Annotated in this window: 26 protein-coding genes; 19 read left to right on the forward strand and 7 right to left on the reverse strand. The window is 48.7% G+C overall.

Translation table 11 applies throughout. The features are described from left to right. Nucleotides 1-46: 46 nt before the first annotated feature. The 15 genes from rplX (at nucleotide 47) to FPE01S_RS16860 (ending at nucleotide 11941) form a co-directional block, all read left to right on the forward strand. On the forward strand, nucleotides 47-385 hold the full coding sequence (gene rplX, locus FPE01S_RS16790) for a 50S ribosomal protein L24 (RefSeq protein WP_046370203.1): 339 nt from the start codon (nucleotides 47-49) through the stop codon (nucleotides 383-385). After that, the gene (gene rplE / locus FPE01S_RS16795) at nucleotides 385-966 is read left to right on the forward strand and encodes a 50S ribosomal protein L5 (RefSeq protein WP_046370204.1); all 582 of its coding nucleotides are present in this window, start codon (nucleotides 385-387) and stop codon (nucleotides 964-966) included. The genes rplX and rplE overlap by 1 nt, the downstream gene beginning before the upstream one ends. A 13-nt stretch (nucleotides 967-979) precedes the next feature. Beyond that, nucleotides 980-1249, forward strand: coding sequence for a 30S ribosomal protein S14 (gene rpsN, locus FPE01S_RS16800; protein ID WP_046370205.1), 270 nt, complete (start codon nucleotides 980-982; stop codon nucleotides 1247-1249). A gap of 65 nt (nucleotides 1250-1314) precedes the next feature. After that, the gene (rpsH, locus tag FPE01S_RS16805; protein WP_046370206.1) at nucleotides 1315-1713 is read left to right on the forward strand and encodes a 30S ribosomal protein S8; all 399 of its coding nucleotides are present in this window, start codon (nucleotides 1315-1317) and stop codon (nucleotides 1711-1713) included. Nucleotides 1714-1804: 91 nt separating this feature from the next. After that, nucleotides 1805-2359 (forward strand): 50S ribosomal protein L6, encoded by a 555-nt coding sequence (gene rplF / locus FPE01S_RS16810; RefSeq protein WP_046370207.1) that lies wholly within the window; start codon nucleotides 1805-1807, stop codon nucleotides 2357-2359. 47 nt (nucleotides 2360-2406) lie between these two features. Beyond that, the gene (gene rplR, locus FPE01S_RS16815) at nucleotides 2407-2760 is read left to right on the forward strand and encodes a 50S ribosomal protein L18 (protein WP_046370208.1); all 354 of its coding nucleotides are present in this window, start codon (nucleotides 2407-2409) and stop codon (nucleotides 2758-2760) included. 39 nt (nucleotides 2761-2799) lie between these two features. Further along, nucleotides 2800-3318, forward strand: a complete 519-nt coding sequence (rpsE, locus tag FPE01S_RS16820; RefSeq protein ID WP_046370209.1) for a 30S ribosomal protein S5 — start codon at nucleotides 2800-2802, stop codon at nucleotides 3316-3318. 19 nt (nucleotides 3319-3337) lie between these two features. Next, the gene (gene rpmD, locus FPE01S_RS16825) at nucleotides 3338-3517 is read left to right on the forward strand and encodes a 50S ribosomal protein L30 (protein ID WP_046370677.1); all 180 of its coding nucleotides are present in this window, start codon (nucleotides 3338-3340) and stop codon (nucleotides 3515-3517) included. Nucleotides 3518-3584: 67 nt separating this feature from the next. Continuing rightward, a complete protein-coding gene (rplO, locus tag FPE01S_RS16830; protein WP_046370210.1) occupies nucleotides 3585-4034 on the forward strand; it encodes a 50S ribosomal protein L15 in 450 nt (149 codons plus the stop codon). Between the two features lie 75 nt (nucleotides 4035-4109). Next, the gene (secY, locus tag FPE01S_RS16835) at nucleotides 4110-5444 is read left to right on the forward strand and encodes a preprotein translocase subunit SecY (RefSeq protein ID WP_046370211.1); all 1335 of its coding nucleotides are present in this window, start codon (nucleotides 4110-4112) and stop codon (nucleotides 5442-5444) included. Between the two features lie 103 nt (nucleotides 5445-5547). Continuing rightward, complete coding sequence (map, locus tag FPE01S_RS16840; RefSeq protein WP_046370212.1) at nucleotides 5548-6348, forward strand: type I methionyl aminopeptidase; 801 nt, start codon at nucleotides 5548-5550, stop codon at nucleotides 6346-6348. A gap of 83 nt (nucleotides 6349-6431) precedes the next feature. Next, nucleotides 6432-7202, forward strand: a complete 771-nt coding sequence (locus FPE01S_RS16845) for a hypothetical protein (RefSeq protein ID WP_046370213.1) — start codon at nucleotides 6432-6434, stop codon at nucleotides 7200-7202. Between the two features lie 26 nt (nucleotides 7203-7228). After that, nucleotides 7229-8467: a BaiN/RdsA family NAD(P)/FAD-dependent oxidoreductase gene (locus FPE01S_RS16850; protein ID WP_046370214.1), complete on the forward strand. Its 1239-nt coding sequence runs from the start codon at nucleotides 7229-7231 to the stop codon at nucleotides 8465-8467. A gap of 83 nt (nucleotides 8468-8550) precedes the next feature. Continuing rightward, entirely contained in the window at nucleotides 8551-10458 is a 1908-nt protein-coding gene (rpsA, locus tag FPE01S_RS16855; RefSeq protein ID WP_046370215.1) for a 30S ribosomal protein S1, read from the forward strand. A gap of 811 nt (nucleotides 10459-11269) precedes the next feature. Next, on the forward strand, nucleotides 11270-11941 hold the full coding sequence (locus FPE01S_RS16860; protein WP_046370216.1) for a response regulator transcription factor: 672 nt from the start codon (nucleotides 11270-11272) through the stop codon (nucleotides 11939-11941). Between the two features lie 69 nt (nucleotides 11942-12010). Here FPE01S_RS16860 and FPE01S_RS16865 read toward each other — a convergent pair whose 3' ends face one another. The 6 genes from FPE01S_RS16865 to ytxJ all read right to left on the reverse strand — a co-directional run bounded on the left by FPE01S_RS16865 (nucleotide 12011) and on the right by ytxJ (nucleotide 18947). Beyond that, nucleotides 12011-13273 carry a hypothetical protein gene (locus FPE01S_RS16865; protein ID WP_046370217.1) on the reverse strand — a complete coding sequence of 421 codons (1263 nt, stop codon included), beginning with the start codon at nucleotides 13271-13273 and terminating at the stop codon, nucleotides 12011-12013. A gap of 2 nt (nucleotides 13274-13275) precedes the next feature. Next, nucleotides 13276-14583 carry an OmpA family protein gene (locus FPE01S_RS16870; protein WP_169749185.1) on the reverse strand — a complete coding sequence of 436 codons (1308 nt, stop codon included), beginning with the start codon at nucleotides 14581-14583 and terminating at the stop codon, nucleotides 13276-13278. Nucleotides 14584-14590: 7 nt separating this feature from the next. After that, nucleotides 14591-15184, reverse strand: a complete 594-nt coding sequence (locus tag FPE01S_RS16875) for a hypothetical protein (RefSeq protein ID WP_046370218.1) — start codon at nucleotides 15182-15184, stop codon at nucleotides 14591-14593. 429 nt (nucleotides 15185-15613) lie between these two features. Next, a complete protein-coding gene (locus FPE01S_RS16880) occupies nucleotides 15614-16249 on the reverse strand; it encodes a response regulator transcription factor (protein WP_046370219.1) in 636 nt (211 codons plus the stop codon). 33 nt (nucleotides 16250-16282) lie between these two features. Continuing rightward, on the reverse strand, nucleotides 16283-18508 hold the full coding sequence (locus FPE01S_RS16885; RefSeq protein WP_052955929.1) for a sensor histidine kinase: 2226 nt from the start codon (nucleotides 18506-18508) through the stop codon (nucleotides 16283-16285). A gap of 97 nt (nucleotides 18509-18605) precedes the next feature. Beyond that, nucleotides 18606-18947 carry a bacillithiol system redox-active protein YtxJ gene (gene ytxJ / locus FPE01S_RS16890; protein WP_046370220.1) on the reverse strand — a complete coding sequence of 114 codons (342 nt, stop codon included), beginning with the start codon at nucleotides 18945-18947 and terminating at the stop codon, nucleotides 18606-18608. Between the two features lie 265 nt (nucleotides 18948-19212). Between ytxJ and FPE01S_RS16895 the strand changes: the two genes are divergently transcribed. From FPE01S_RS16895 to FPE01S_RS16910, 4 genes are read left to right on the forward strand one after another with little or no spacing between them, the layout of a single operon-like run. Next, complete coding sequence (locus FPE01S_RS16895) at nucleotides 19213-19983, forward strand: 3'-5' exonuclease (protein ID WP_046370221.1); 771 nt, start codon at nucleotides 19213-19215, stop codon at nucleotides 19981-19983. A 5-nt stretch (nucleotides 19984-19988) separates the two neighbouring features. After that, nucleotides 19989-20753, forward strand: coding sequence for a polyprenol monophosphomannose synthase (locus FPE01S_RS16900; protein WP_046370222.1), 765 nt, complete (start codon nucleotides 19989-19991; stop codon nucleotides 20751-20753). Next, a complete protein-coding gene (locus FPE01S_RS16905) occupies nucleotides 20750-21637 on the forward strand; it encodes a DMT family transporter (protein ID WP_046370223.1) in 888 nt (295 codons plus the stop codon). The genes FPE01S_RS16900 and FPE01S_RS16905 overlap by 4 nt, the downstream gene beginning before the upstream one ends. 11 nt (nucleotides 21638-21648) lie before the next feature. Next, the gene (locus tag FPE01S_RS16910) at nucleotides 21649-24552 is read left to right on the forward strand and encodes a S9 family peptidase (protein WP_046370224.1); all 2904 of its coding nucleotides are present in this window, start codon (nucleotides 21649-21651) and stop codon (nucleotides 24550-24552) included. Here FPE01S_RS16910 and FPE01S_RS16915 read toward each other — a convergent pair. Continuing rightward, the gene (locus tag FPE01S_RS16915; protein ID WP_046370225.1) at nucleotides 24547-25254 is read right to left on the reverse strand and encodes a hypothetical protein; all 708 of its coding nucleotides are present in this window, start codon (nucleotides 25252-25254) and stop codon (nucleotides 24547-24549) included. The two genes, FPE01S_RS16910 and FPE01S_RS16915, sit on opposite strands and share 6 nt — an antisense overlap. Nucleotides 25255-25273 lie beyond the last annotated feature (19 nt).

The raw sequence follows: 25273 nt of genomic DNA on the forward strand, positions 1-25273 counted from the left end.
AGCACGGACAGGTATTAAATGTGAAAAATAGCTAAACTCGAATCTAATGAGCACAAGATTCAAACCGAAGTTCAACATAAAAAAAGGCGACACAGTGGTGGTGATTGCCGGTGATGACAAAGACCTCAAGAAACCCCGCAAGGTGCTGGAGGTGATCATCGACAAGAGCCGCGTATTGGTGGAAGGCGTGAATATCATCACGAAGCACACTAAGCCCTCTGCCCAGAATACCAAAGGTGGTATTGTGAAGCAGGAAGCGCCAATCAGCATTTCCAATATTATGCTGTGGGATGCGAAGGCAGGTGCTGCCACCAAAGTGAAGCGTACCCGTGAAACCGGTAAACTTGTACGTGTTTCTAAAAAATCAGGGGAGGTAATTAAGTAATGAGCACAGTAAAATATACTCCGCGTCTGGCAGATAAGTACAAGAAAGAAGTTGTACCTGCCTTAATGAAGAAATTTGGTTACTCAACCATTATGCAGGCGCCCAAACTGACTAAAATCTGTTTGAACCGTGGTGTAAATGGAGCAGTTGCCGATAAAAAACTGGTGGATATTGCCGTAGAGGAACTGACTACAATCACTGGCCAGAAAGCGGTTGCTACCCAGTCGAAGAAGGATATTTCCAACTTCAAACTGCGTAAGAACATGCCGATCGGTGCCCGGGTTACCCTGCGTGGTGAAAAAATGTATGAATTCCTCGATCGCCTGATCGCTGTTTCCCTTCCCCGTGTACGGGATTTCAAAGGGGTGAACGAGAAGTCATTCGACGGCCGCGGCAACTATACCCTGGGTGTTACCGAGCAGATCATTTTCCCCGAAATCGACATCGATAAGGTGAATAAGATCACAGGTCTCGACATCACTTTCGTTACTACTGCACAAACCAATGAAGAAGCCTACGAACTCCTGAAGGAACTGGGCATCCCCTTCAAGAATGCAGCTAAGAAAACTGAAAACGCTTAATATATAATAACTAATGGCAAAAAAATCTGTAGAAGCCAGGCAAAGGAAAAGGGAAGCAATGGTTGCTAAGTACGCCGAGAAGCGTGCTTCACTGAAAGCCGCCGGAGAATATGCTGCGCTGGACGCGTTGCCCCGGAATGCCTCACCTGTTCGTTTGAAAAATCGTTGCCAGCTCACCGGGCGCCCGAAAGGCTATATGCGCTATTTCGGTCTGTCAAGGGTGATGTTCCGCGACATGGCGCTTGCTGGTAAAATTCCAGGCGTTAAAAAAGCGAGCTGGTAATCCTGGTATTGATATCATAGGATATCGCATTGTAAATTTTTAATTAACTCAACTCATTCTGAACAATGGTTACTGATCCTATAGCAGATTTTCTGACCCGCGTGCGCAATGCCCAGATGGCAGGCCACCGTATTGTGGAAATCCCCGCTTCTAATTTGAAGAAACGCATCACCGAGATCCTGTACGAAAAAGGATATATCCTGAAGTACAAGTTCGAAGACGATAACAAACAGGGCCTGATCAAGATCGCCCTGAAGTATGACCCATCTACCAAGGCACCCGCTATCCAGAGCCTGGAGCGCGTTAGCCGTCCGGGTCTGCGCCAGTATTCCAAGCCCGCTGATTTTTCCCGCGTGAAGAATGGTCTTGGTGTTGCTATCGTGTCCACTTCAAAAGGAGTGATGACCGATAAGGAAGCAAAAGCTCAGAACGTCGGTGGAGAGGTTCTTTGCTACATCTATTAATTGACTTGAAATGTCCTGTCTTCCTTAAGCCGTCCTATGCCGGCTGACCGACAGACCGGATCAATACTAATAAATAACAAACTGAAAAGTTATGTCTCGTATAGGTAAGAAGCCCGTTACTGTTCCTGCCGGTGTTACAGTTACTGTAGCCAAAGACAATACGGTTACCGTTAAAGGACCGAAAGGAGAATTGAAACAGGCGATTGACCGCGATATCACCCTCGAAGTAGTTGATGGTGAAGTACGCATCAGCCGTCCCACAGATCAGATCCGTCACCGTGCATTACATGGCCTTTACCGTGCGCTGATCGCCAACCTGGTGAAAGGTGTTACAGTAGGGTTTAAAGCACAGATGGAACTCGTTGGTGTGGGTTTTAAAGCTGCCAATACCGGTAATGTACTGGATCTTGCACTGGGTTACTCTCACAACATTATTTTCGAGGTTCCCAAGGAGCTGACAGTAGCTACACTTACTGAAAAAGGCCAGAACCCAAAGATCATCCTCGAATCATCTGACAAGCAACTGCTGGGTCAGGTAGCTGCGAAACTGCGCAGCCTGCGTAAGCCTGAGCCGTACAAAGGAAAAGGTGTTCGTTTCGTTGGTGAAGTGGTTCGCAAGAAAGCTGGTAAATCTGCTGGTAAGTAATAATCGTTAATAGTTCCCGGCAGTATCGGGAATACAAATAAAGAAAAATGGAATCGAAAGCAATCAGGAGGCAAAAGATCAAATATCGTATCCGCAAAAAGATTGCGGGTAGCGCTTCCAAGCCCCGCCTGTCAGTTTTCCGCAGCAATGCCGAAACATATGTTCAGCTGATTGATGATGTAAATGGTGTAACCCTTGCTTCAGCTTCAACGCGCGACAAGGATATCCAGGCACAAAAGGGAACCAAATCTGAAAAGAGCAAACTGGTTGGTGGTACCATCGCCCGTAAAGCTGGTGAGCTTGGTTTCAAGGAAGTGGTATTTGATCGTGGTGGTGTGCTCTACCATGGTCGCGTTAAAGCAGTAGCTGACGGCGCCCGCGAAGGTGGTCTGCAATTCTGATCCCTTACATCCCTAACAACAAACTTAATTTTGCGATAGATGTCAAAAGTAACGTTAAACAAAGTCAAAGCTGGTGACCTGGAACTGAAAGAGAAAGTAGTTGCCATCAACCGCGTTGTGAAAACAACCAAAGGTGGTCGTGCTTTCAGTTTTTCAGCCCTGGTAGTGGTAGGCAATGAATCAGGCGTGGTAGGACATGGTCTGGGAAAAGCTAAAGAAGTTCAGGAAGCCATCACCAAAGGCATTGAGGACGCCAAGAAAAACCTGATCAAAGTTCCGGTTATGCATGGAACCATTCCCCATGATCAGCTGGCTAAGGAAGGTGCTGCCAAAGTACTGATCAAGCCCGCAGCCCATGGTACCGGCGTAATCGCCGGAGGCAGCATGCGCGCCGTTCTGGAAAGCGCAGGCATCACTGACGTTCTGGCAAAAAGCCTGGGTTCAGCCAATCCCCATAACGTGGTAAAGGCAACTTTCAAGGCACTCGCTACCCTCCGCGAACCGGTTCAGGTGGCTAAAACCAGAACTATCGGCCTGAAGAAAGTATTTAATGGATAACCTGATTGAATCAATACAGATGAAAAAGATCAAAATCACCCAGGTGAAAAGTGCAATTGACCGCCCTGAGCGTCAAAAGCAAACACTGGTAGCGCTCGGTCTGAAAAAAATGAACGCTTCCCGTGAAGTTGAAGCCACTCCCCAGATCCTGGGTATGGTCAGGACCGTAGAACACCTGGTTAAAGTAGAAGAAATCTAAGGTTTTGCGTAAGCAAAACCTATTGCGAGGGGTAACAGATCCCCGTTAAGTCTAAAATCAACAAAAAATGAATCTGCACAATCTTCAGCCTGCACAAGGCGCAACGCACAAGGAAAAACGTTTAGGTCGTGGTGAAGCATCCGGTAAGGGTGGTACTTCCACAAAAGGTAACAAAGGTGGCCAGAGCCGTGCCGGTTACTCCAGCAAAAGGGCCCACGAAGGTGGCCAGATGCCGATCCAGCGTCGTATTCCGAAGCGTGGTTTCAACAATATCCACAGGGTTGAATACAAAGTGTTTAACCTCGGTCAAATCGATCAGCTTGCCGAAAAATACGCCATTACCGAATTCAGCCTGGAAACGCTGTATATCAATGGCCTGATTGCCCAGTATGACAATGTTAAGATCCTGGGTAACGGAGATCTGAAAACAAAGCTCAACTTCAAGGTAAACGCTGTTAGCGAAAAAGCTAAAAAAGCAATCGAAGCAGCGGGTGGAAGCGTAGAAATTGTGAAGTAATTTTCTTTATCTTGCCGGACGCATTGACGAAATGCGTCTTTTTTTATTGAGGCTCATTAAAATTTCAGAAAACCCGTGAAGAAATTAATTCAGACGCTCAAGAATATTTGGAGCATTGAGGAGCTGAGGAACAAGATCATCACCACACTGCTGCTTATTCTGATCTACCGTGTCGGCGCACATATCGTGTTGCCCGGTCTGGATCCCAACAAAATCAACCTTAGCGGCGCTAAGTCCGGCGCACTGGGGCTAATCGATGCTTTTGCCGGCGGTGCATTTTCCCAGGCGTCTATTTTCGCCCTGGGTATCATGCCTTACATTTCGGCTTCCATCTTTATGCAGCTGATGACCATCCTGGTTCCACGCATGCAGAAGATTCAGAAAGAAGGCGAAAGTGGCCGTAAAAAGATCAACCAGTGGACACGTTACCTCACCGTAATTGTGACAGCTGTTCAGGCAGGTGCCTATGTAGCCTATATCCGCCAGGTAAATGGTGCGGCACTCATTGGCGCCTATGATCCGTATTTCTGGATCTCCACCACTATCATCCTTACTGCAGGCACACTCTTCGTAATGTGGCTGGGTGAGAAAATAACCGACAAAGGACTGGGTAACGGTACTTCCCTGATCATCATGGTGGGTATCCTCGCCCGTCTGCCCCAGGCTGCCATCCAGGAATGGGCTGCTAAAAGCAACCGTGGCGGCGGTGGTCTCCTCCTGTTCATCATTGAAATCGCAGTGCTCATTGCCATTATCATGGGACTGATCCTGCTGGTTCAGGGAGTTCGCAAGATCCCGGTACAATATGCCAAACAGATCATTGGGAACAAACAGTTCGGTGGTGCACGCCAGTTCCTTCCCCTGAAGGTGAATGGTGCAGGTGTGATGCCGATCATCTTTGCCCAGGCCATCATGTTCCTGCCAACACTGTTCTCTTACACGAGCTTTGAATCCGGAAAAGGTATTGCAAAGATCTTCTCGGATCCCAAGGACGCCTGGCACATGGTCATATATGCAGTGATCGTTGTTGCCTTTACGTTCCTCTATACGGCGCTTATCTTTAACCCCAAACAGATCGCGGAAGACCTCAAGCGGAACAACGGATTTGTGCCTGGAGTTAAACCTGGTCAGCCCACTGCAGACTATATCGGTGCCGTAATGGACCGCATCACCCTCCCTGGAGCCATATTGCTCGCTGTGGTAGGTATCCTTCCCGGATTTGCGATGCGCGTTAACATTACCCAGGGCTTCGCCTCTTTCTTCGGCGGTACGTCACTGCTGATCATGGTAGGTGTAATCCTTGATACCCTGCAACAGATCGAAACCCAACTGCTCATGCGCCAGTATGATGGTCTCATGAAAAGCGGAAGGATCCAGGGAAGGCAAACAGTAAGCAGTACGCCGATTTAATTCAATCTCTGAATAGATCAAAAGTCAGAAAAGGTTGCCGATGGTTGTATCAACCATAAATTCGGAAACCCTTTTTGACTTTTGATTTTTTAATTTTAGCCACATGATCCACTATAAAACAACAGCCGAAGTTGAATTGATGCGCGAAAGTGCCTTGCTGGTCAGCAAAACACTCGCGGCAGTTGCTGCAATCCTGAAGCCGGGTATTTCCACCCTGGAGGTAGATGCGTTTGCAGAAAAGTTTATGGTGGAACGTGGTGCAACTCCTTCTTTCAAAAATTACAAGGGATACCCGTTTACGTGTTGTATCAGTGTAAATGATGCTGTTGTGCATGGATTTCCTACGGATCAGCCACTGAAGGACGGTGATATCGTATCCGTAGATGTAGGTGTATATAAAAACGGCTTTCATGGCGATAGCGCGTACACTTTTGCCATCGGTAACATTTCACCTGAGGTACAGCAGTTGTTGCGGGTTACCAAAGAATCGCTGCGTCTGGGCATTGAAAAAGCTGTTGCCGGTAACCGGGTAGGGGATGTCTCTTTCGCAGTTCAGGACTATGCCGAGCGGAAACATAAATACGGTGTTGTACGCGAGCTGGTTGGTCATGGTCTTGGCCGCAGGTTACACGAGGATCCGCAGGTGCCTAACTATGGCAAGCGCGGTAGTGGTCCCAAGCTGAACGACGGACTCGTGATTGCCATCGAACCCATGATCAATATGGGTGTAAAGGAAGTCTTTTATGACGACGATGGCTGGACGGTGAAGACCAAAGACGGCAAGCCAGCCGCTCACTATGAACACACGATTTGTGTGCGCAGGGGCAAGGCGGATGTGTTGTCTTCCTTTGAGGAGATTGAAGCCGCGGAGAAGGCTAATCCCGCTCTTTTTGATGCCTATTAGATGATGTTTTTTCACGCTGGTCTATTCCGTCCTTTCACGCTTGACCAGAACTTTTTTAAGCAGCAAGTTTGCTTAAAAAAAGTATGACTGAAACAGAATACACGCTTGCCAACAAAGCCATGCGGGAAGCCCTGGCAGCTGTGTTTCAAATGGACTTTTCCTTCCCTGCGTTCACTTCTCCCAAAGACGAATTTTCATTTCTGAATTACCTGCGTCAGCTGGAGGACCTTCAGCATAAAGCAAGTCGTATAGCGGTGTATGATTACATCGGCAGACCGGAATTTATACCTGCTGATTTGCTGGAACCTGTTGCCGCGACGGATGCCCTGACTCACCTGCAGCAACAGCTTGCCAACAGTGGTATTTTCCTGGAACTTGACCGCGACTATCCACCGCTTACAATTTACCGGTGTATTACTGAAGATCTGTTTACGGAAGAGATCTGTGATATCCGGCTGCCCGGACTGGAAATGGTTTTCTGTTATGAGGATCTGTCAGACGAAGGGCAGCGTGCAGCAGGATGCGTGATTGACTTCCTGGAGCAGTTGCGACAGGGTAGCGCGGACGAAGCGATAGCCAGGCTGGTGCACAGCCGGATTTCGCCTGGTGGGGTGCTGGTGTCGCGCGATGAGATCTGGCAGGCGGCAGTTGAAGACCGGCAACAGTTGGTACTCGCTGCTCCTGAAGCGCTGGAAACTGATCTGCTGGTAGTGACGGATTCTGGAAATGAAGGCAAGGCACTGATCAGGGATAGCGGACCATTGCCAGGTACCAGGGGGTACACCTTTCAACTTGTTTGTGAGGAGGGGGAATGGCTGATTTGTGACTGGTGGGAAACGATTAACCCCGAGTGAAGGAATGCTGCTAAATTTGCCGGCGGATGGCAAACTCATTATTGGTCATAGGCGGCGGCGCCGCAGGTTTTTTTTGTGCGGTTAATGCTGCAAGGATGGATCGTTCCCTAAAGGTCACGCTGCTTGAAAAATCATCCAAATTACTGTCGAAAGTGCGCATCAGCGGCGGTGGCCGGTGTAATGTGACACATGCCTGTTTTCAGCCGGGGATGCTGGTGAAAAAATATCCCCGGGGTGAAAAATTCCTGCTGAAGGCGTTCCGGCATTTTGGTCCGGAAGATACCATTGGATGGTTCCGGGACCGCCAGGTTGAATTAAAGACGGAGGCAGATGGAAGGATGTTTCCGGTGACTGATGATTCCGGTACGATTATTCAGTGCCTGTTGAGGGAGGCGGACCGCTGGGGGGTGGAGATCCGTATGCAGGAAGAAGTAAAACAACTTGAAATGGATGGGGGCAGGTGGAAAGTGAGGACCAGCCGGGAAGTTCTGCAGGCTGATGCTGTTTGTGTAGCTACCGGCGGATTTACGAAAAAAGAGCATTTTGGTTGGCTGGAGGCTGTTGGACATACGGCCCTGGCACCGGTCCCCTCATTATTCACTTTTAACCTTCCCGGGCATCCGATCACACAGTTGATGGGGGTTGTGAAACCTGAGGCCAGGGTAAAACTGACGGGGTCGAAGCTTGAGGAGACGGGTCCCGTGCTGATCACGCACTGGGGACTCAGCGGTCCGGCCGTGCTGCGGTTAAGTGCCTGGGGAGCACGGGAGCTGGCATTGAAGCAGTGGCATTTCAGGATAGTAGTGAACTGGACCCCTGAATATCATGAGAATAGCCTGCTGGAGTACCTGCGTAAGTTCAGGGAAGGCAAAGGCGCCCAAAAAATTGCCAACCGTAACCCTGTGAACATGCCGCAGCGGCTTTGGGATTATTTTCTGGGTCTTGCCGGGGCCGACAGTGATCTGCGGTGGGCAGATCTGCCGGCCAAAAAGCTAAATCTGCTTTGCAAGCTGCTGACCAGCCAGGAAATGGAAGTTTCCGGAAAAACAACTTTCAAGGAAGAATTTGTAACGGCAGGCGGCATCAATTTGGCAGAAATTGACCCGGAAACCATGGAAAGCAGGCTATGCGAGGGGCTGTATTTTGCGGGTGAGATCATGGATGTGGACGGCATCACCGGGGGATTCAATTTTCAGCATGCGTGGACCAGCGGAATGCTGGCCGCGATGGCGGTTTCCGCAGGGCAGGAAGGCGTTAAAAAATAGGACTCAGGACAGGTTGAAAAGCAGGCCGGAAGCGGAAATTATCGTATCTTTGCCGCCCCGAATAAAACCATCGGGAAATCACTATGTTTCAAAATCTTTTTGTAAAACAACTAAACGCTGATGATCAGGAGTCTGCAGCTGCACCCGCAGAGGCAACTACAGCGACAACAACTGCACCTGAGGCAGTGGCAGAAGCCCCCAAGGCGACAGCCCACGATGACTTCGACTGGAGCATCGACAAGCGTAATGTATCTACTTACAGCGCTGATGAAAAAGCAAAGTATGACAAGGTTTACGATCAGACTTTCGTTGCGATTACTGACGGCGAACTGATCCGTGGCCTCGTTGTGGGTCTTACCAAGACCGACGTGGTACTGAACATCGGCTTCAAGAGTGATGGTCTCATTTCCCTGAACGAATTCCGTGATCAGCCCAACCTGAAAATTGGCGATGACGTGGAAGTAATGGTGGTGGAAAAAGAAGACCGGCAGGGTAACCTGAACCTGAGCCGCAAGCAGGCGCGTATTACCCGTGCCTGGGAGAAAATTGTTGAAGTACACAAAACCGGAGAGATTGTTACCGGTACTGTTACCAGCAAAACCAAAGGTGGTCTTATCGTTGATGTGTTCGGTATGGAAACCTTCCTGCCGGGTTCACAGATTGACGTTAAGCCTGTTACCGACTACGATCAGTTTGTTGGAAAGACCATGGAATTCAAAGTGGTGAAGGTAAACGAAGCCATCAAGAATGCTGTAGTATCCCACAAAGCGCTGATCGAAAGCGATATCGAAGCACAACGTGCAGAGATCATGGGCAAACTGGAAAAAGGTCAGGTACTCGAGGGAACGATCAAGAACATTACCGATTTCGGTGCGTTCATGGACCTCGGTGGTCTCGACGGTCTCCTCTATATCACCGACATCAGCTGGGGCCGTATCAACCACCCTTCAGAGGTGCTGAAACTGGACCAGAAACTGAACGTGGTAGTACTCGATTTCGACGACGACAAGAAGCGTATCAGCCTTGGTCTGAAGCAACTGACTCCGCATCCCTGGGATGTGCTGCCTGAGAACATCGGCGAAGGTCATGTTGTTAAAGGCCGCGTAGTGAATATCGAAGACTATGGTGCATTCCTTGAGATCATGCCGGGTGTTGAAGGTCTGGTTCACGTAAGTGAGATCACATGGGCCAATACCCCGATCAATGCGAAAGAGTTCTTCAAGCTGGGTGATGAGTATGATGCGAAGATCGTTACGCTCGATAAGAACGCCCGCAAGATGAGTCTTTCTATCAAGCAAATGACACCTGATCCCTGGAACGAGATCGAAAACAAATACCCTGTGGAAAGCCGTCACAACGGCCTGGTGAAGAATATCACTCCATATGGCGTGTTCGTAGAGCTCGAGCCTGGAATTGGTGGTATGATCCACATCAGCGATCTGAGCTGGCTGAAGCGATTCAACCATCCTTCTGAGTACACGAAGGTTGGTGAGCGCATCGACGTGATGATCCTTGGCATCGACAAGGAAAACCGTAAGCTGCAGCTTGGTCACAAACAACTGGAAGAAGATCCATGGAATGCCCTGGAAGATACCTTTGCTATCGGAACAGTTCACGAAGGAACCATTATCCGCAAGGATGACAAAGGCGCCATCGTTCAACTGCCTTACGGTCTCGAAGGTTTCGCTCCCAACCGTCATCTCAACAAGGAAGCCGGTGGCCAGGTGAATGCTGAGGAAACTGCTCCGTTCATGGTGATCGAATTCGACCGCAACGAGAAGCGCATCGTGGTAAGCCATACGCGTACCTGGGAAGCTGCACGTGCGGAAGAAAAAGAAGCACAGAAGAAAGAAGCAAAAGCCGAATCAGACAAAACGAAGAAGGCTGTTAAGAATATCCAGAGCAAAGTGGAGAAAGCGACACTGGGCGACCTGGGTGTACTGGCAGAACTCAAGAAGAAGCTGGAGGGCGGCGAAAACGAACAGCAATAAGCTGCATATAGCTAAAAACCGAAAGGTGCATCCGCTTTGCGGTTGCACCTTTTTTTTGTCCAATGCTTGTCCAATGCTACACCCTCGTCATTCGTTTCGGTCAGGGCATTGAAAAAACTGGGTGGTTAACATAGGAATAATACTGGTAGGGGTATGATCTTAAAAAAGCCTGCCTTGAAACTACAACTGAATAAGTAAACCTAGAAGGTTGGCTGCTGATTTCATAAACATTCACTCCTTATTCAGGCGCTTGGTTCTCGTCTCCCCTTCGCTACTGCGCTCCAGCTGCATTCAAAGCAGGCATGATATGATATAAGTTGTGTATTCTGGTTCACAACTGTACTTGGATAATGGAATCCAGGTACGGATTCGCCTACGATTCAGGATAGTGGAATGGATGGTTATTCAGGATGTTGGAAGAAAAGAAAGTTGATTGACACTGGATTCGACGGTTTCTTAGGATATTGAAAAAGTTCTGGACGGTTGTTACTTGGACATTGGATGCTGGAGGTTGCGATCCTCGTCAATCAACTTCTGATACAAAAGTAGAAAAGGGCCTATAGCGGCACAAGAGCGGAATTGCTGAATTTCAGGACTTCGGTATTTACCGCGATCGTCGTAAATACACTAAGTGTAATCCTGTATTCCTACTAGAATCTCAATCGGAATTTCCACGGGTGGCCGGGAATTCGTATATTCCGTAAAAGTATATTTACGTACTATTACTATAGTGAATGTTCAGGATTTTTAACAATTTGCGCTCTGAAAATGTCCACGGTAAAATCCACGGACGTATCGAAAAATTCACCGTATGAAAAAGCCTGACCCTAACAACCCCATTAAAGTAGCCATCGCGGACGATCACGCATTGTTCCGGGCCGGGGTGAAAACTGCACTTTCCGCCAAGAAGGATGTTGAACTGATTGCTGAAGCGGACAACGGGATGCAACTGCTGAACCTGTTGAAACACATTGAACCAGATGTGATCCTGCTGGATATTCAGATGCCGATTATGGATGGGATATCAACGCTTCCGGAGATCAGAAAAATGCATCCTGGTGTTAAGGTGATCATCCTTTCCATGCACAATGACCATTCCATGATCTCCAAGCTGATGGAGATCGGCGCCAATTCTTACCTGACCAAAAATTCTGATTCAGAGACCATCTACCAGGCCATCAAGACCTGCTATGAACAGGAGTTCTTCTTTAATGAGCTTACCAATAAGGCGCTGCTCACCGGTTTGCGCACCCGTAAGCTGGAGCCTGACACGATGTTGGATGCGCAGTTATCCGATAAGGAGATCCGCATTCTGAAACTGATGTGCGAAGAGAAGACCACGAAGGAAATTGCCGATATCGTTGATATCAGTCCCCGTACGGTGGAGGCGATCCGTGACAAACTGAAAACGAAGACGGGAGCAAAGTCCATGGCGGGCCTTGTGATGTATGCTGTAAAGAAGGGCTTTGTCCAGGAACAATAAGTGTATTTTCACTAACCCTATATTGAATAAACAGAGGGTGCCGGCATTTGCCAGGCACCCTTTCTTTTGTCAGCGGCATGCGGCCATTGTAGAGATCCGCATGTATATTTTGCTTTGCTCGGCGAAGGTCCGGCCTGGTTCACCGGGATATTTTGTTGATACTTCCTGGATATCGTGTTCGGCCTGTCGCTGGGCCCTCAACCGGCGATTGGCACAGTCCAGCTTTGCTGTTGAGGTTGCGCTGGCTGAACCGCTCCGTTCCCTGTTTTTAATAATCCTGCAAATCTCCAGTTCGGTAGACAGTATATCTTCTCTCACCAGCATCAGCGGATCCATCTGGACCAATAACCCGGCCTGTGCTGCCTGGTCTTCATGCGTGTTGCCCTGAGCACTCCGTGCAAGGCCTTCTTCTTCCTTACGGAGTTTATCCTGGCGGAACCGGTTGAGTGCCACTTGTTCCGGAACACAGTCGCCGCTGATGTGTTCAGCCTGCCTGGAAAGCTGTTGCCGTTTACGGGCGATGTCTTCCGAGCGTTTGGACCGGTATTCCACTTCCTTGACCAGGAACTGGTCGGTATGGAGGCAGGTATTGGTGTTTTGTATATCGGTCACTTTTGACTGGTAACCATCAGATTCGGTTTCCAGCACAAGCATCAGGCCCTCGCTTGTTTTCAGGTATCCCGTACCGAAATTTCCGAGGAATTTTTCGGGATGGAGCACTTCGGGGAAGTGGTCGCCATAAATATAAAAAGTGACGGTTGGGTTGTCCGGCAACCGGTAGGCCATTGCCCGCATGTTCCCCCGGCAATACTCACGTAAATAACCTTTCCGGGCCAACGTAGTTCCGGAAGTGAACACCATATTAGTTTGCCTGTGCAAGTATTCCTCAGAGTTTGCCGTGCTCACCCAGCGGTCTAGGCGGCCGCCTTTTCCTTTGCTTGTCGTGTACTGGTAGACGTTGCCTTTCATTCCGATAATGGTGAAATTGAAATCCGGCAGTTCCGGGAAGAGCATATTCTGCAAACCATCGGAGCTTGGCGGCAGGTATCCGATCAGGCCCATCCCGGTGTTGAAGAAAAGGCACTGTTCATAGACCCTTCCGTTGGCCGTGATTTTGAGATCGAATTCCACACTGAAACAGACAGGTGGAATATTTGGACGTATTACCTGAGGTGTGGTTTCGCCGATCAGCACCGGTGCGCGCATGATGGTGGCCGTCCGGCTTCCCCAGACGGTATCTCGATGGTCTTCACCACGACCCCCTGTCTGGGCATCTGACCATGTGGCGAGCAGTAGAAAGACCAGGGTTGTGATAGATTTTGAACGTGTCATGGTCAGCGTTTTATAAATTCAACCCGCCTGTTTTTGGCTTTACCTTCTGCAGTTGTATTCGGCGCGACCGGTTGTTTTTCTCCTCTTCCTTCCGTAATTATCCTGGAACCGGCAACAGCGAAGTTTTCAGTGAGATAAAGTTTTACGGCGGCTGCTCTTTTTTGTGACAGCACCAGGTTGTCGAGATCTGCTCCGTCATTGTCTGTATGACCAACAATGCTGATTTTCAGTGCGGCATTTTGCACCAGGCCGTTACCGATCTGGTCAATAATGGGGAATGACTCTTTTTTGATGTGGTCACTGTTTACGTCAAAAAGAATCTCATTAGTCACGGCGGATCCTGTTTCCATCAGTTGTTTCAGCAGCAGGCTCCTTGCATCAGTATCCGCATTTGCGATACGGATATTGGTGACCAGCAGGCCAATCTCGGATGCCGGAATGGTCTGGTTGTTATTGATGAAAAATGTGTTGCGCATACCGGGGGTGAGGGCTTTGGGCAGATCGATAATCTTTTTATCGTCGAGGTAGAGCCTGATCCTGGTTTTGTTGATGGCAATGGCGACATGCAGGGTGTTGTTGACATAACTGGTGAGTGGAAAATCACTTTTGTTGCCTACGATATCATTGCGGAAACCGTATTCCAGTGTTTTGCCATCTGTTTCAGCATACCGGTGCAGGTTGATAAAGAAGCGGTCGCGGTATCCCATGTCTTCTTTCAACACGTCACGGACCTCACTTAATCCAAATTGAATGAAGGGCGTACTGTGATCGCCGTCTGCGCGCAGAAACAGGTCAAATTCGATGGTGCAGTTCTCCGGAAGGGATTTGTCCAGCACGGGCGCTACAATCGAATTATGGACCACTTCCAGCCATTTAAACTTTTCTGTGGTAAGTGTCACCACTTTACCACTGCCATTGGTATTCCATTTTGCCGGAAAGTCACCCATGGCATCCTGGGAAAACCGGTCTTCAAAAATCACGGCAACGCCGGGTATAAAGTCGCTTTCCCCTTTTACCGCAGTGCCGGATGTTTTACCTGATCCAATTCCGGTGGATGTACCTGAATTGCCCTGCGCGCTGTTGTCAGCTGCAGGGGAGGTTTCTTTGGCGGATTTGTCTTTTTTGCTGAAGATGCCTGATATGGCCCGCCCTGTTTTACTAAAGGCGGAGTCAATCCCTTTGTCGACAGATTCATCTACTTTGCCGGCGGTTTTGTCTTTTGCCCGTTGTTCTGCTCTTTTCGGCAGGTTCTGGGCGCTGATGGTGAGGTTGGCGGTAAGCAGTGCCATCAGCAATATTGGTTTGTTCATGGCAGTATTATTTGCAGGTCCAGGTTGTTTTATTGATAAAGGATCCGGATTTTTCAAGACGGTTATTGGCTGCATTGCTGTCGTCATTATTGTCGTTGCCGTCGATATAGATATCGGGATCAAAGGATACGACTACGGTATATACAGGAGGGAATTCACCTTCGGCGGGAGATGATTTGTTCCAGTTCCGTGTAAAGGAAACGCGTACTTCAGCGCCGGGTGCAAGATTTTGAAAAACCTTTGTTGCCACCAGTCGCGGGCCGCTTCCGCTGTTTTCATACAGCAGCAACGATTGCTGATTCACAGCAGTACTGTAGGCAAGGCCACCTGTGTTTTTCAGTACACCTTCAATTTTCACTACTCCGTTCGTGGCACTGTAACATTTGACCATACTGAATACAATGTCTTTAGCGGTGAGGTCTATTTTTTTAATCCTGACCCGTTCAGCGACCTCGGGCGATAATTTGATATCACCAGGTATGGTGGATACCGAAATATTTTTTTGAATGTTGGGAGGGAGGGTAGCCAGTTGTGCAGAAGCATAGATGCCGATTAGCAACAGGGCAAGTGAAACGCAGAAAGCAGCAAGGAACTTGTTCATTGATTTTTTCTTCAAACCTAGCCCGGGAAAAAGGAGGGCGCAACTACATGACTATGTAGTACAAATAGTTTGGTAGTTTGGATGTTTGTGAGTTTAGAAGTTGGGACGCGGTCATATTGATTTACCCGGATGAGAGAGGACTCTCTATTTTCAAAATGGTGCAATTTGTAAAATTGAGTGAAATGAGCCACCACACTGCGTTTTATATCCGTATGTGTCTTAATCGTTTCCAAAGCGTTCTTTAAACGGGTACATTGTTTAACGGGAGACTTATTAACCGGGAAACTTATTAACCGGAAGACTTATTAACCGGAAGACTTAATTCACTCGGGTTTACTAATTTCCCGTTTTCAAAAAAAACAGCTCGCTCCTTCGCTAAAGCTACAGCCTTCGCCAGCCGTCAGCCGACAAAGTCAGTCATGTAAACATTCAGATAAGCTTGTCTTTATATGCCTTTGAAACCGCTTCGGTAGCTGAATGCACCTGGAGTTTTTCGTAGATCTTCTTGATGTGAAACCGGACGGTATCGATGCTGATACCTTCTTCGGCTGCGATCATCTTATAACTGTAACCATTCACCAGCAATTGCAGGATACGCGTTTCACGGGAGGACAGGCTGGTGTTTTCCTGTGCTGTATTTTTTGCAGCAGGCACCATATGCAGCACTTTGCGCGCCACGGAGCCGGTCATGGGAGCGCCACCTGCCAGCACCATCCTGATGGCGCCATGAATTTCCTCAGCAACGGCCCGCTTCAGCAGATAGCCGGCCGCACCGGCACAAATGGCATTGAAAATATTATCGTTGTCATCAAATACAGTAAGCATGATGACGGGCAGCGAGGGATATTGACGGTGGATGGTCCGCACAGCTTCAACACCGTTCACTACCGGCATATCGATATCCATCAGTACAACATCAGGCCGGAAAGTATCAATGTCCGCCAGCACAGTTTCAGCATTGGGCATAATGGCCATCAACTCAAACTCCGGTTCAGCCTGCATCAGGACCTCCAGGCTAAGCCTGATAGCCGCGTTGTCGTCATACATCAGTACTTTCACGATCATGGCATAAATATAAACAGGGTTATGCTAAAGCTGCTACATGTTCATGTAGCGGGTGACAGCTGGCAGGTATAAAGTAATACTGGTGCCGTTGCCGGTTGCAGTCTGAACTGATAATCTTCCACCCAGCAATTGCGCCCTGGCTTCCATATTCCTCAGACCATTGGAAGATGTTGATCCTGACGGATCAAAACCGCGGCCATCATCCATTATGATCATCTCCAGTTGATCAGCCTGCCTGCGAAGCGTGATGTCGACATTGCGGGCTTCGGCATGTTTTGCAATATTGTTGATCGCTTCTTTGTATAAAAGCAGGAAGTCGCGCCGCTGATGCATATCCAGTGTTTTTTCAAGGAGTGATTCATCAATGCGGATACTGGTAATTACGTCTTTTGATTCCAGTGTCGCCGCTGCGTATTCCCGCATGCGGATGACCATATTTTCAAGTGTGTCATTTTCAGGGCGTACGGCCCATACAATATCACTCATGCCCTGCTGCGCTGCTGCAGACTGTTCGGTGATCTGTTGCAGATAAGCATGTGTTTTATTGGAATCGCCTGAGAGATTCCTGCCGGAAACTTCCGAGAGGATGCGAATACTGGTTAGGGCAGATCCGATCTCATCATGAAGGTCTTTTGCAATATTGTTTCTTATTGCCATCATGGCTTGCTGTTCCTGGATCTTTCGCTTTAGCTGGTAGCGGCTGAACAGGAAGTATCCGGAAAGCAGCAATATGATGATCCCGGCATATAAAAGATTGCGTGTAAGCTGGGTAGTTTTCAGTAACCTTCCCCGTAGCAGTTTTTCTTTATCAGACAGCATCAGCTTCTGCGCATTATTGCTGGCCTGAAGTATTTGCTTTTCGAGTTGTTCCCGTTGCGCTGCGTATTTCAGTTCCTGCAGCTCCTTTGCCTGAGACAGCAATTCGATCTGATCTTCCTGTCGTTTTGCCTCCAGCAGGTTGCCAGCGATAACAGCTTCCTGCTTTTCTATCTGCAAGCCTCTTATGTCCTGCGCTGCTTTCAGCCTGGAAATCTCATTGTCTTTTTTCTGACTTTCAAACCGCGTTTCCAGGGCTGCAATGGTAGCAGCGGTATTGTCCTGCACAATGCTGTCGCGATACAGGATATACTGGTTGTAAGCCTGATAGGCAAGCTGGTAATTGCCCCTGCTTTTATAGAAACCTGCCAGTTGCCATTGCAGATCCCTCAGGGTGTATTTGTCGCGCAGTGTTCCGGCAAGAGTGGCTGCTTTATTGAAATACCGTTCTGCCAGCAGGGAATCCGAATTCCGGTAGGCCATTCCTACGGAAATGTATCGTTTTGCCAGCATATTTTGCTGACGGCCTGATTTTTCCATCAGTGCTACGCTTTTCAATTCGTAATGAAGGGCGGCGCTGGTGTCTTTTCTGCTTGTTGCAACGAGCGAACTGGTAGCCAGTGCATGGAGTATTCTGTCTTCTTCCCCTGACTGCTCTGCATACTTCAGGCAACGCAGCTGGTATACGCCGGCAGCACTATCGTTTACACCCAGGTAGAACTGGCTGAGGTTGCAGCATCCCAGCGCGAGCCTGCCGGGGTCACCTGCTTTTTCCCTGTAACTGAGAGATTGCCTGGCATAGTCGATGGCTTTGTCCCTTTGTTTCAGTTCGTGATAGAGTGTAGCCAGGTTATTCAGGACGGCCGCTTTTTCTCCGAAATATCCTTCCAGGGTTTCATAAGCGTTCAGCGCCAGCAGGAGGTTCCGGGCTTTTCCTTCGAGGTCGCCGAGTACTCCGCAGGTATAACCGAAATCATTAAAGGCCAGTGCGGCATAACGACCGGGATGTGCGGCGAAGTGATGATCAATTGCTCTTCTGAAGTAGGTTACCGCTTCTTCCGGACGTTGTCCATACATCCTGACCTGCGCCATTTGCATCCAGGCAATTGCCGTGATCAGCGAGTCATTTAATTGTTTGCCGATTCCAAAGGTCTGTGGTGTCAGGAGGTCAGCCGCGGTGAGGTCATTCTTATCGATCAGGATATCTGTCTTCTCGATTATGGCAAAAGCAATTCCTTTCGGATACTGTCTTTTCCTGGCATATTGCTCAGCTTCGTTACAGTAGTGCAATGCGGAATCATACGCTGACCGGGTAAAAAAAGATTCGGCCTTATCGATCAGGGAGCATACCAGAACAGAATCCCTTGTATTGTGCTGACCATAAGCTGCTGTATGCAGCACCAGGTTGAAGACGAACAGCCATGACAGCCCGCGGAAAATCATCAGGAAAGGTATTTGCAGAAAAATTACAATAATTAATCTTAGAAATTCCTTTCACCCGCTTATTCCGTAAACATCGGCACCCGAAGGGAAATGTACGTCAGACTGCTGTCCGACCGATCGTTTCAGCGATCTCATCCATATTGATGCCGGAGTGACTTTCATCGTAAAGCACTTCGCCATTGCGGAGCACGATCACCTGTGGCGATTCATGCCATACACGGAATGTTTCTGCAGTCTCATTTGAAACTTCCCGGTAACGGATGAGGTCGAGATAATAGAAGTCAGCACCTTCAGGCGGGGTTGATCTTTCCAGCCGGGATTTGGCCATCGAACTGATGGAGCACCGTGTACTATGTTTAAAGATTACCTGGGGTTGCTGAAAAGAACGTGCTTTTATTTCTCCCAGTTGTGTACTGGCAGTAAGGTCGATCCAATTCATTATTCGGTACGGATTTGCTGATTTATTTGTAGCCTACCATTCCGGCTGATGCATTACAGCCGCTTTTTGACGTCGTGCAGGAGGTTAAACCGGCTGCGAGCAACGCAGCTACAAAAAGAGCGATAACAGTTTTCTTCATGGTGATCAATTGAAAATAATATGCGAAATTACCATAATTTATTTTTTCCGCAACGATCATAACATCCCTATAAAAGCCATTAACCGTACATTTGCCACCGGCATAGGCCTTTAGACATTGTTAAACATGGCGTTACAACTACAGAAACCACTGGCTTTCATCGATCTGGAAACTACAGGCACGAACCTCGGAACCGACCGGGTTGTGGAAATTGCAATTGTTAAAATTAACAAGGACTTTTCCCGCCAGGTAAAAAGAAAGCTGATTAACCCCGAAATGCCCATTCCGCCGGCAGCCTCAGAAATTCACGGGATTACCGACGAAGTGGTAAAAGATGCGCCTGCGTTCCGGCAGGTGGCAAACGAGCTGAAACAGTTCCTGGACAATTGTGACCTGGGTGGGTATAATTCCAATCGATTTGATATTCCGCTGCTCGTTGAGGAGTTTCTGCGCAGCGGGCTCGAGTTCGACATGAACAACCGCAAACTGCTGGATGTGCAACGTATTTTCCACCTGATGGAGCAACGGACGCTCAGCGCCGCTTACAAATTTTATTGCAATAAGAACCTTGACGGTGCCCATAGTGCAGAAGCAGATGCCCAGGCTACCTGGGAAGTGCTGGAAGCGCAGCTGATCCGCTATCCCCAGTTGGGTGACAATATTGACAGTATTGTAAAATTCACCGGAGAAGACCAGGTTGTTGATTTTGCACGCCGGTTTGTGCTGAGCAATGGCGTTGAAGTTTTCAATTTCGGGAAACATAAGGGTAAGCCGGTGGTGGATGTACTGAAAGCAGAGCCTCAGTATTATGACTGGATGATGAAGGGCGATTTTCCACTGCATACGAAACAGAAGCTGACCGAAATTTTTAACCGGACATTTCTGCGGAAGGGTTAACAAGCATGGAGAAGATTGTAATCATACCGACCTATAATGAGCGGGAGAATATAACGAACATCCTGGATGCCATCTTTTCCCTCCGGCAGGATTTTCATGTCCTGGTAATCGATGACGGATCGCCGGACGGCACTGCCGGGCTAGTAAAAGGCCTGCAGGAAAAGTACCCTGACAGCCTATTTCTCGAAGAACGTTCCGGGAAACTGGGATTAGGCACTGCCTATATCCACGGATTCAAATGGGCGATTGCCAGGGGATATCATTTTGTGTTCGAAATGGACGCCGACTTTTCGCATAATCCCGCTGATCTTCAGCGGTTGTATGAAGCCTGCAAATCAGGTGGTGCAGATGTTGCGATCGGATCGCGCTGGGTGAAGGGAGGGGGCACGGTCAACTGGCCCTGGGACCGCATTGCATTATCCAAGGGGGGCAGCCTGTATACCAGGATCATCACCTGGATGCCGGTTCATGATACGACGGCCGGGTTTGTCTGTTACCGGAAAGAAGTGCTGGAAGCCATCAATCTTGATGCCATCCGGTTCCTGGGGTATGCATTCCAGATCGAAATGAAGTTTGCGTCCTGGAAGCTGGGATTCAAAATCAAAGAAGTACCGATCACGTTTGAGGACAGAAAATACGGCGTTTCGAAAATGCATAAAGGCATTGTTAAGGAAGGTATTCTCGGCGTACTGAAACTCCGCTGGGAAAGTATTTTCAAAGATTATCACGCCAGGATCAAAAATACCGAAGGAGAGGAAGCCGCTGCATGAAAACGGCATTCGTAAAGCTCCATATCGCGGTATTCCTCGCCGGATTCACGGGTATACTGGGAAGACTTATCACACTAAATGAAGGGTTGCTTGTATGGTACCGGTTGTTGTTCAGTGCGGTGACATTATGGGCATTCTTCGGCTGGCAGAAAAAAGTGGAGCGCATTCCGCTGGTGATGATAGGTGCCATTACGGCAACCGGCCTGATCGCAGCCCTGCACTGGGTGACCTTCTATGCATCGATCAAATATGCCAATGTTTCGGTTGCACTGGTTTGTTTTTCGGCGCTTGGTTTTTTTACAGCCATTTTCGAACCACTGATCCTCCGGAAAAAGCCGGTGTTGCCGGAGATCCTGCTTGGTCTCCTTGTTATTCTGGGCATTGCCATCATATTTCATTTTGATCCCCGGTATAAACTCGGTATCGGAATTGGCCTGGTGTCATCCGTACTGGCAGCAATTTTTCCGGTACTCAACCGGCAACTGCTGCGGTATGTTTCCGTTGAAACGCTTACTACTTACGAACTGACCGGTGGTTTTCTTACGCTGTCCATCCTTTTGCCCTTTTACCTTCATTTTTTTCCGGTGGCTACTATTCTTCCCGGGTGGCAGGATCTTGGTTGGCTGCTGTTCCTGAGCTGGTTCTGTACCGTATGGGCATTTCAGTTGTCCGCATATGCCCTGAAATATATTTCGGCATTCACGGTAAACCTTTCTTATAACCTTGAGCCGGTTTATGGGATATTGCTGGCATTTTTTGTGTACCAGGAGAATCGTTACCTCAGCTGGAATTTTTATATTGGGCTGGCGTTGATTGTACTGGCTGTCAGCCTTCAGATGGTTCGTGTGTATCGCAAAAACCAGGTAGCCAGGTTCAATCCGTAAAATACAGACACATGAAATCTCTACTGTTGTTTTGCTGCCTGCTGGCAGTAGCAGTTGTTGTTGCCCAAAAACAGCCTTTGAACCACCAGGCCTATGACAGCTGGCAAAGTGTGGGACAGCAGCTGGTGACTGCAGATGGCCGGTATGCTGCCTATGCAGTAGGAGTACAGGAAGGCGATGGTACACTTGAGATAAAAGCGTTGCAGGGAAAATGGCAGCGGATCGTACCGAGGGGTTACCAGGCATCATTTTCCGATGACGGGCATTACCTGGTTTGTAAGATAAAACCATTGTTCCGCGAAACGAGGGAGGCGAAAATCAAAAAGAAATCACCGGCGGAAATGCCCAAAGACTCGCTGGCAATCGTATTGCTGGGAACTGACAGTATCCGGATCGTACCGGCGGTGAAATCGTATAAAATGCCGGAATTCGGTAAGGGGCCGTGGCTGGCATGGCTGAATGAAAAGCCGGTAGCGTCTCCTGCAGCGACGCCGGATTCTGCCTTGCGTTTGCAGCAAATACTCCGCACGGCTGATTCGTTGTACAAGGTGGCGGATAGCCTGCGGAATAAGGTAACGCAGGCCAGGCAGGAAGGATTGAAAGCGCTGAAACCGGTCACCCCTGCAGCCAAAAAAGAAAGTAGTGCCGCTGAAGACGGCACTGAGTTGGTTTTATTCAGGCTGACCGATGGCAATGAGCTCCATTTCCAACAGGTGACCGACTATATCTTTGACCGGAACGGAAGCGCCCTTGCAATTGAATCGAAGCCTCTTTTACTTCGCCGGGATCTCGGCAAAAGCAGCACGGATACGGTGATGCGCAATTTTAATGAAATAAAGGGGCTGGCATTCTCCGCTACGGGAGACCGGCTGGCATTTCTGGCAGAACGGGACAGCAGTACGAAATCACAACACAAGTACTATAAGATCTGGCAATACAGCAAGGGAGGTGACAGTGCCAAACTGCTGGCTGCAAAACCACTTACCGGAATGCTGATCTTTCAACCGGAATATACCCCCTGGTACAGTAAAGATGGCCGGAGGCTGTTTGTTGGTGTATGCCGGGAATGGCCGGTAAAGGACACCAGTCTTGTTGATTTTGAGACTGCGCGCCTTGACCTCTGGCATTATCGTGATGAATACCTGCAGCCACAGCAGCTGGTCCAACTGACAGCTGAAAAGAACAGGTCCTGGCTCACCCTGATTGATCCGGTAAACGGAACGGAAACACCACTGGCGGATGATTCCTGTGAAGTGGTTGTGCCTGCCGGTAAGGGTGATCAGCTTTTTGCGCTTGGTACCAGTAACAAAGCCTACCGGGTAAGGCAGCAATGGACGCAGGATGGGAGCAGGGATATTTATGCAGTAAATCTACATGACGGCAGCCGGCGCCTTGTTGCAACCGGTGTTCGCGGCAACCAGGGTTTTATTTCACCGGGAGGGAAGTATATCTCCTGGTATGACATGAAAGGCCGGCGGTGGATGAGCTATGAAACGGCTACAGGGGTTCGCAGGGAACTCTCAAAAAGTATCAACCACCCGTTGTTTGACGAAGAAGATGACCATCCTGACGATCCTCCACCATATGGCTTTATGGGTTGGCAGGATGATGACCGGTTTGCATTTGTATATGATCGTTTTGATGTGTGGAAATGTGATCTTTCCGGAGTTGCAGCTCCCCTGAATTTTACAGCTGGCGATGGCCGCCGGGCGAATGTTACGATCCGGTACGAGGAACTTGACAGGGAACATGATGGTATTCCTGAAAACAAGCCAATGCTGTTCAGTCTCTTCAGCAATACAACGAAAGGGTATAACTGGTATAGCTATGCGCCAGGCGGAAATTTCGGTCCGGACGGGCGCGCAGCAGCGCTTCCGTATTCATTGGTAACAGCAGCAGTGGTGTTGTCTCCCGTTAAGGCGCGGGATGCTGACAACCTGATTTACCAGCGCCAGACGCCATCCAGTAATGATATTTATGCCACGACCTTGCCGGTCGCAGGAGATCCGGCTGCTTCAGTAAAGCTGAGCAGCCTGAATCCACAGCAGGCGTTCTATAACTGGTTCACCGTAGAACTTCGACAGTGGAAACAATTTGACGGCAAAATGAGTGAAGGCCTGCTGTACAAGCCGGAAAATTTTGACCCGGCAAAAAAGTATCCCGTCATTCTTTATTTCTATGAAAAGGATGCCGGGCGCCGCTACAACTATATTGAACCTGCACCTGTGCGGGCATCGATCAATATTGCATATTACACCAGCAATGGCTATATCGTGTTTGATCCCGATATCAGTTATAAAACCGGTCAGCCGGGAGAGGATGCCTACAATGCAGTGGTCAGCGCAGCAAAATGGTTAACAAAATTTCCGTGGGTGGACAGTACGAAAATGGGAATCCAGGGACATAGCTGGGGCGGCTACCAGGTAGCTTACCTTGTTACCCGTACCAATATGTTCGCTGCTGCAGAGGCTGGTGCCCCTGTTAGCAATATGACCAGTGCCTATGGGGGGATCAGGTGGGGAACGGGGATCAGCCGGCAATTTCAGTATGAAAGGACACAGAGCAGACTCGGTGCCACATTGTGGGAGAACCGGGATCGTTATCTGAAGAATTCACCGCTTTTCCGGGCGGATAGGATCAAAACACCGCTGCTGATCCTGCATAATGACAAAGATGATGCTGTGCCCTGGTACCAGGGTATAGAATTATTTACGGCGCTGAAGCGGTTGGGCCGCACGACCTGGCTGGTGAATTACAATGATGAGTTGCACGGCATATCGGAAAGGCGTAACCGAAAAGACTGGACCATCCGGATGTCACAGTTCTTTGATCATTACCTGAAAGGTAAACCGGCTCCGGCATGGATGGAGCGTGGCATTCCGGCGATGAAAAAGGGCGTTGACTGGGGTTTATGATATATAACGGACCAGGCAGCGTTTGGCAATAGGCAACAACGTTTCTTCCACCGGGAAGGCCAGTTCGGCGTTTATGGTGTACACTGCAGGGTTCGGCAATTCCTTTTTTTCCCGGATAAGGGACACCTTCATGTTTTCATAACTGTTGGCAATGCTTCGCTGCCAGCGGGTCAGGAAAGTGGTTCGGATGGCGCGGAACTGTTCATCATATTTTTCAAAAAAGCTTAGCCGGTAATAATATACCAACGTGGTTTTGGTCTGCCCGGAGGCCAGGAAAAAATACCCTTCCTTGTTATCCAGCGGCACGAGGCCGACCGGTTCGATATGAATACTGTTCTCGACCGTTTCATAGATCTCCGTTCCATTCCGGATGGATACCTTGATGGCTTTTTCTGCAAAATGAATAATGCTTTCCAGTTCTTCCATTATTTCATCGTCAGCGATCATCTGTTCATACAACAACTGCAGGTTTTCGATCTGGATCCCGGTCAGTTTTTTAGGAAACTGATCCTGCATGATCTTTTTGTTGTCGCGCAGTTTGATGATGTTGTTGTAATGGAAAATAATGTCTGCCAGCTGCGGATAGAGCATATTCTGGTCAAAATATTTGTTGATTTCCTGGAGGTAGGCGAGGAGTGTATATTTCTTTAATTCGAAATCGATGAAACCTTCAGCGAACCAGGTTTGGGACAAAGTTTTCATGGCGAAAGAATTTTACTAT

Origin of the sequence: Flavihumibacter petaseus NBRC 106054, assembly GCF_000974785.1 — a bacterium.
GTDB lineage: Bacteria > Bacteroidota > Bacteroidia > Chitinophagales > Chitinophagaceae > Flavihumibacter > Flavihumibacter petaseus.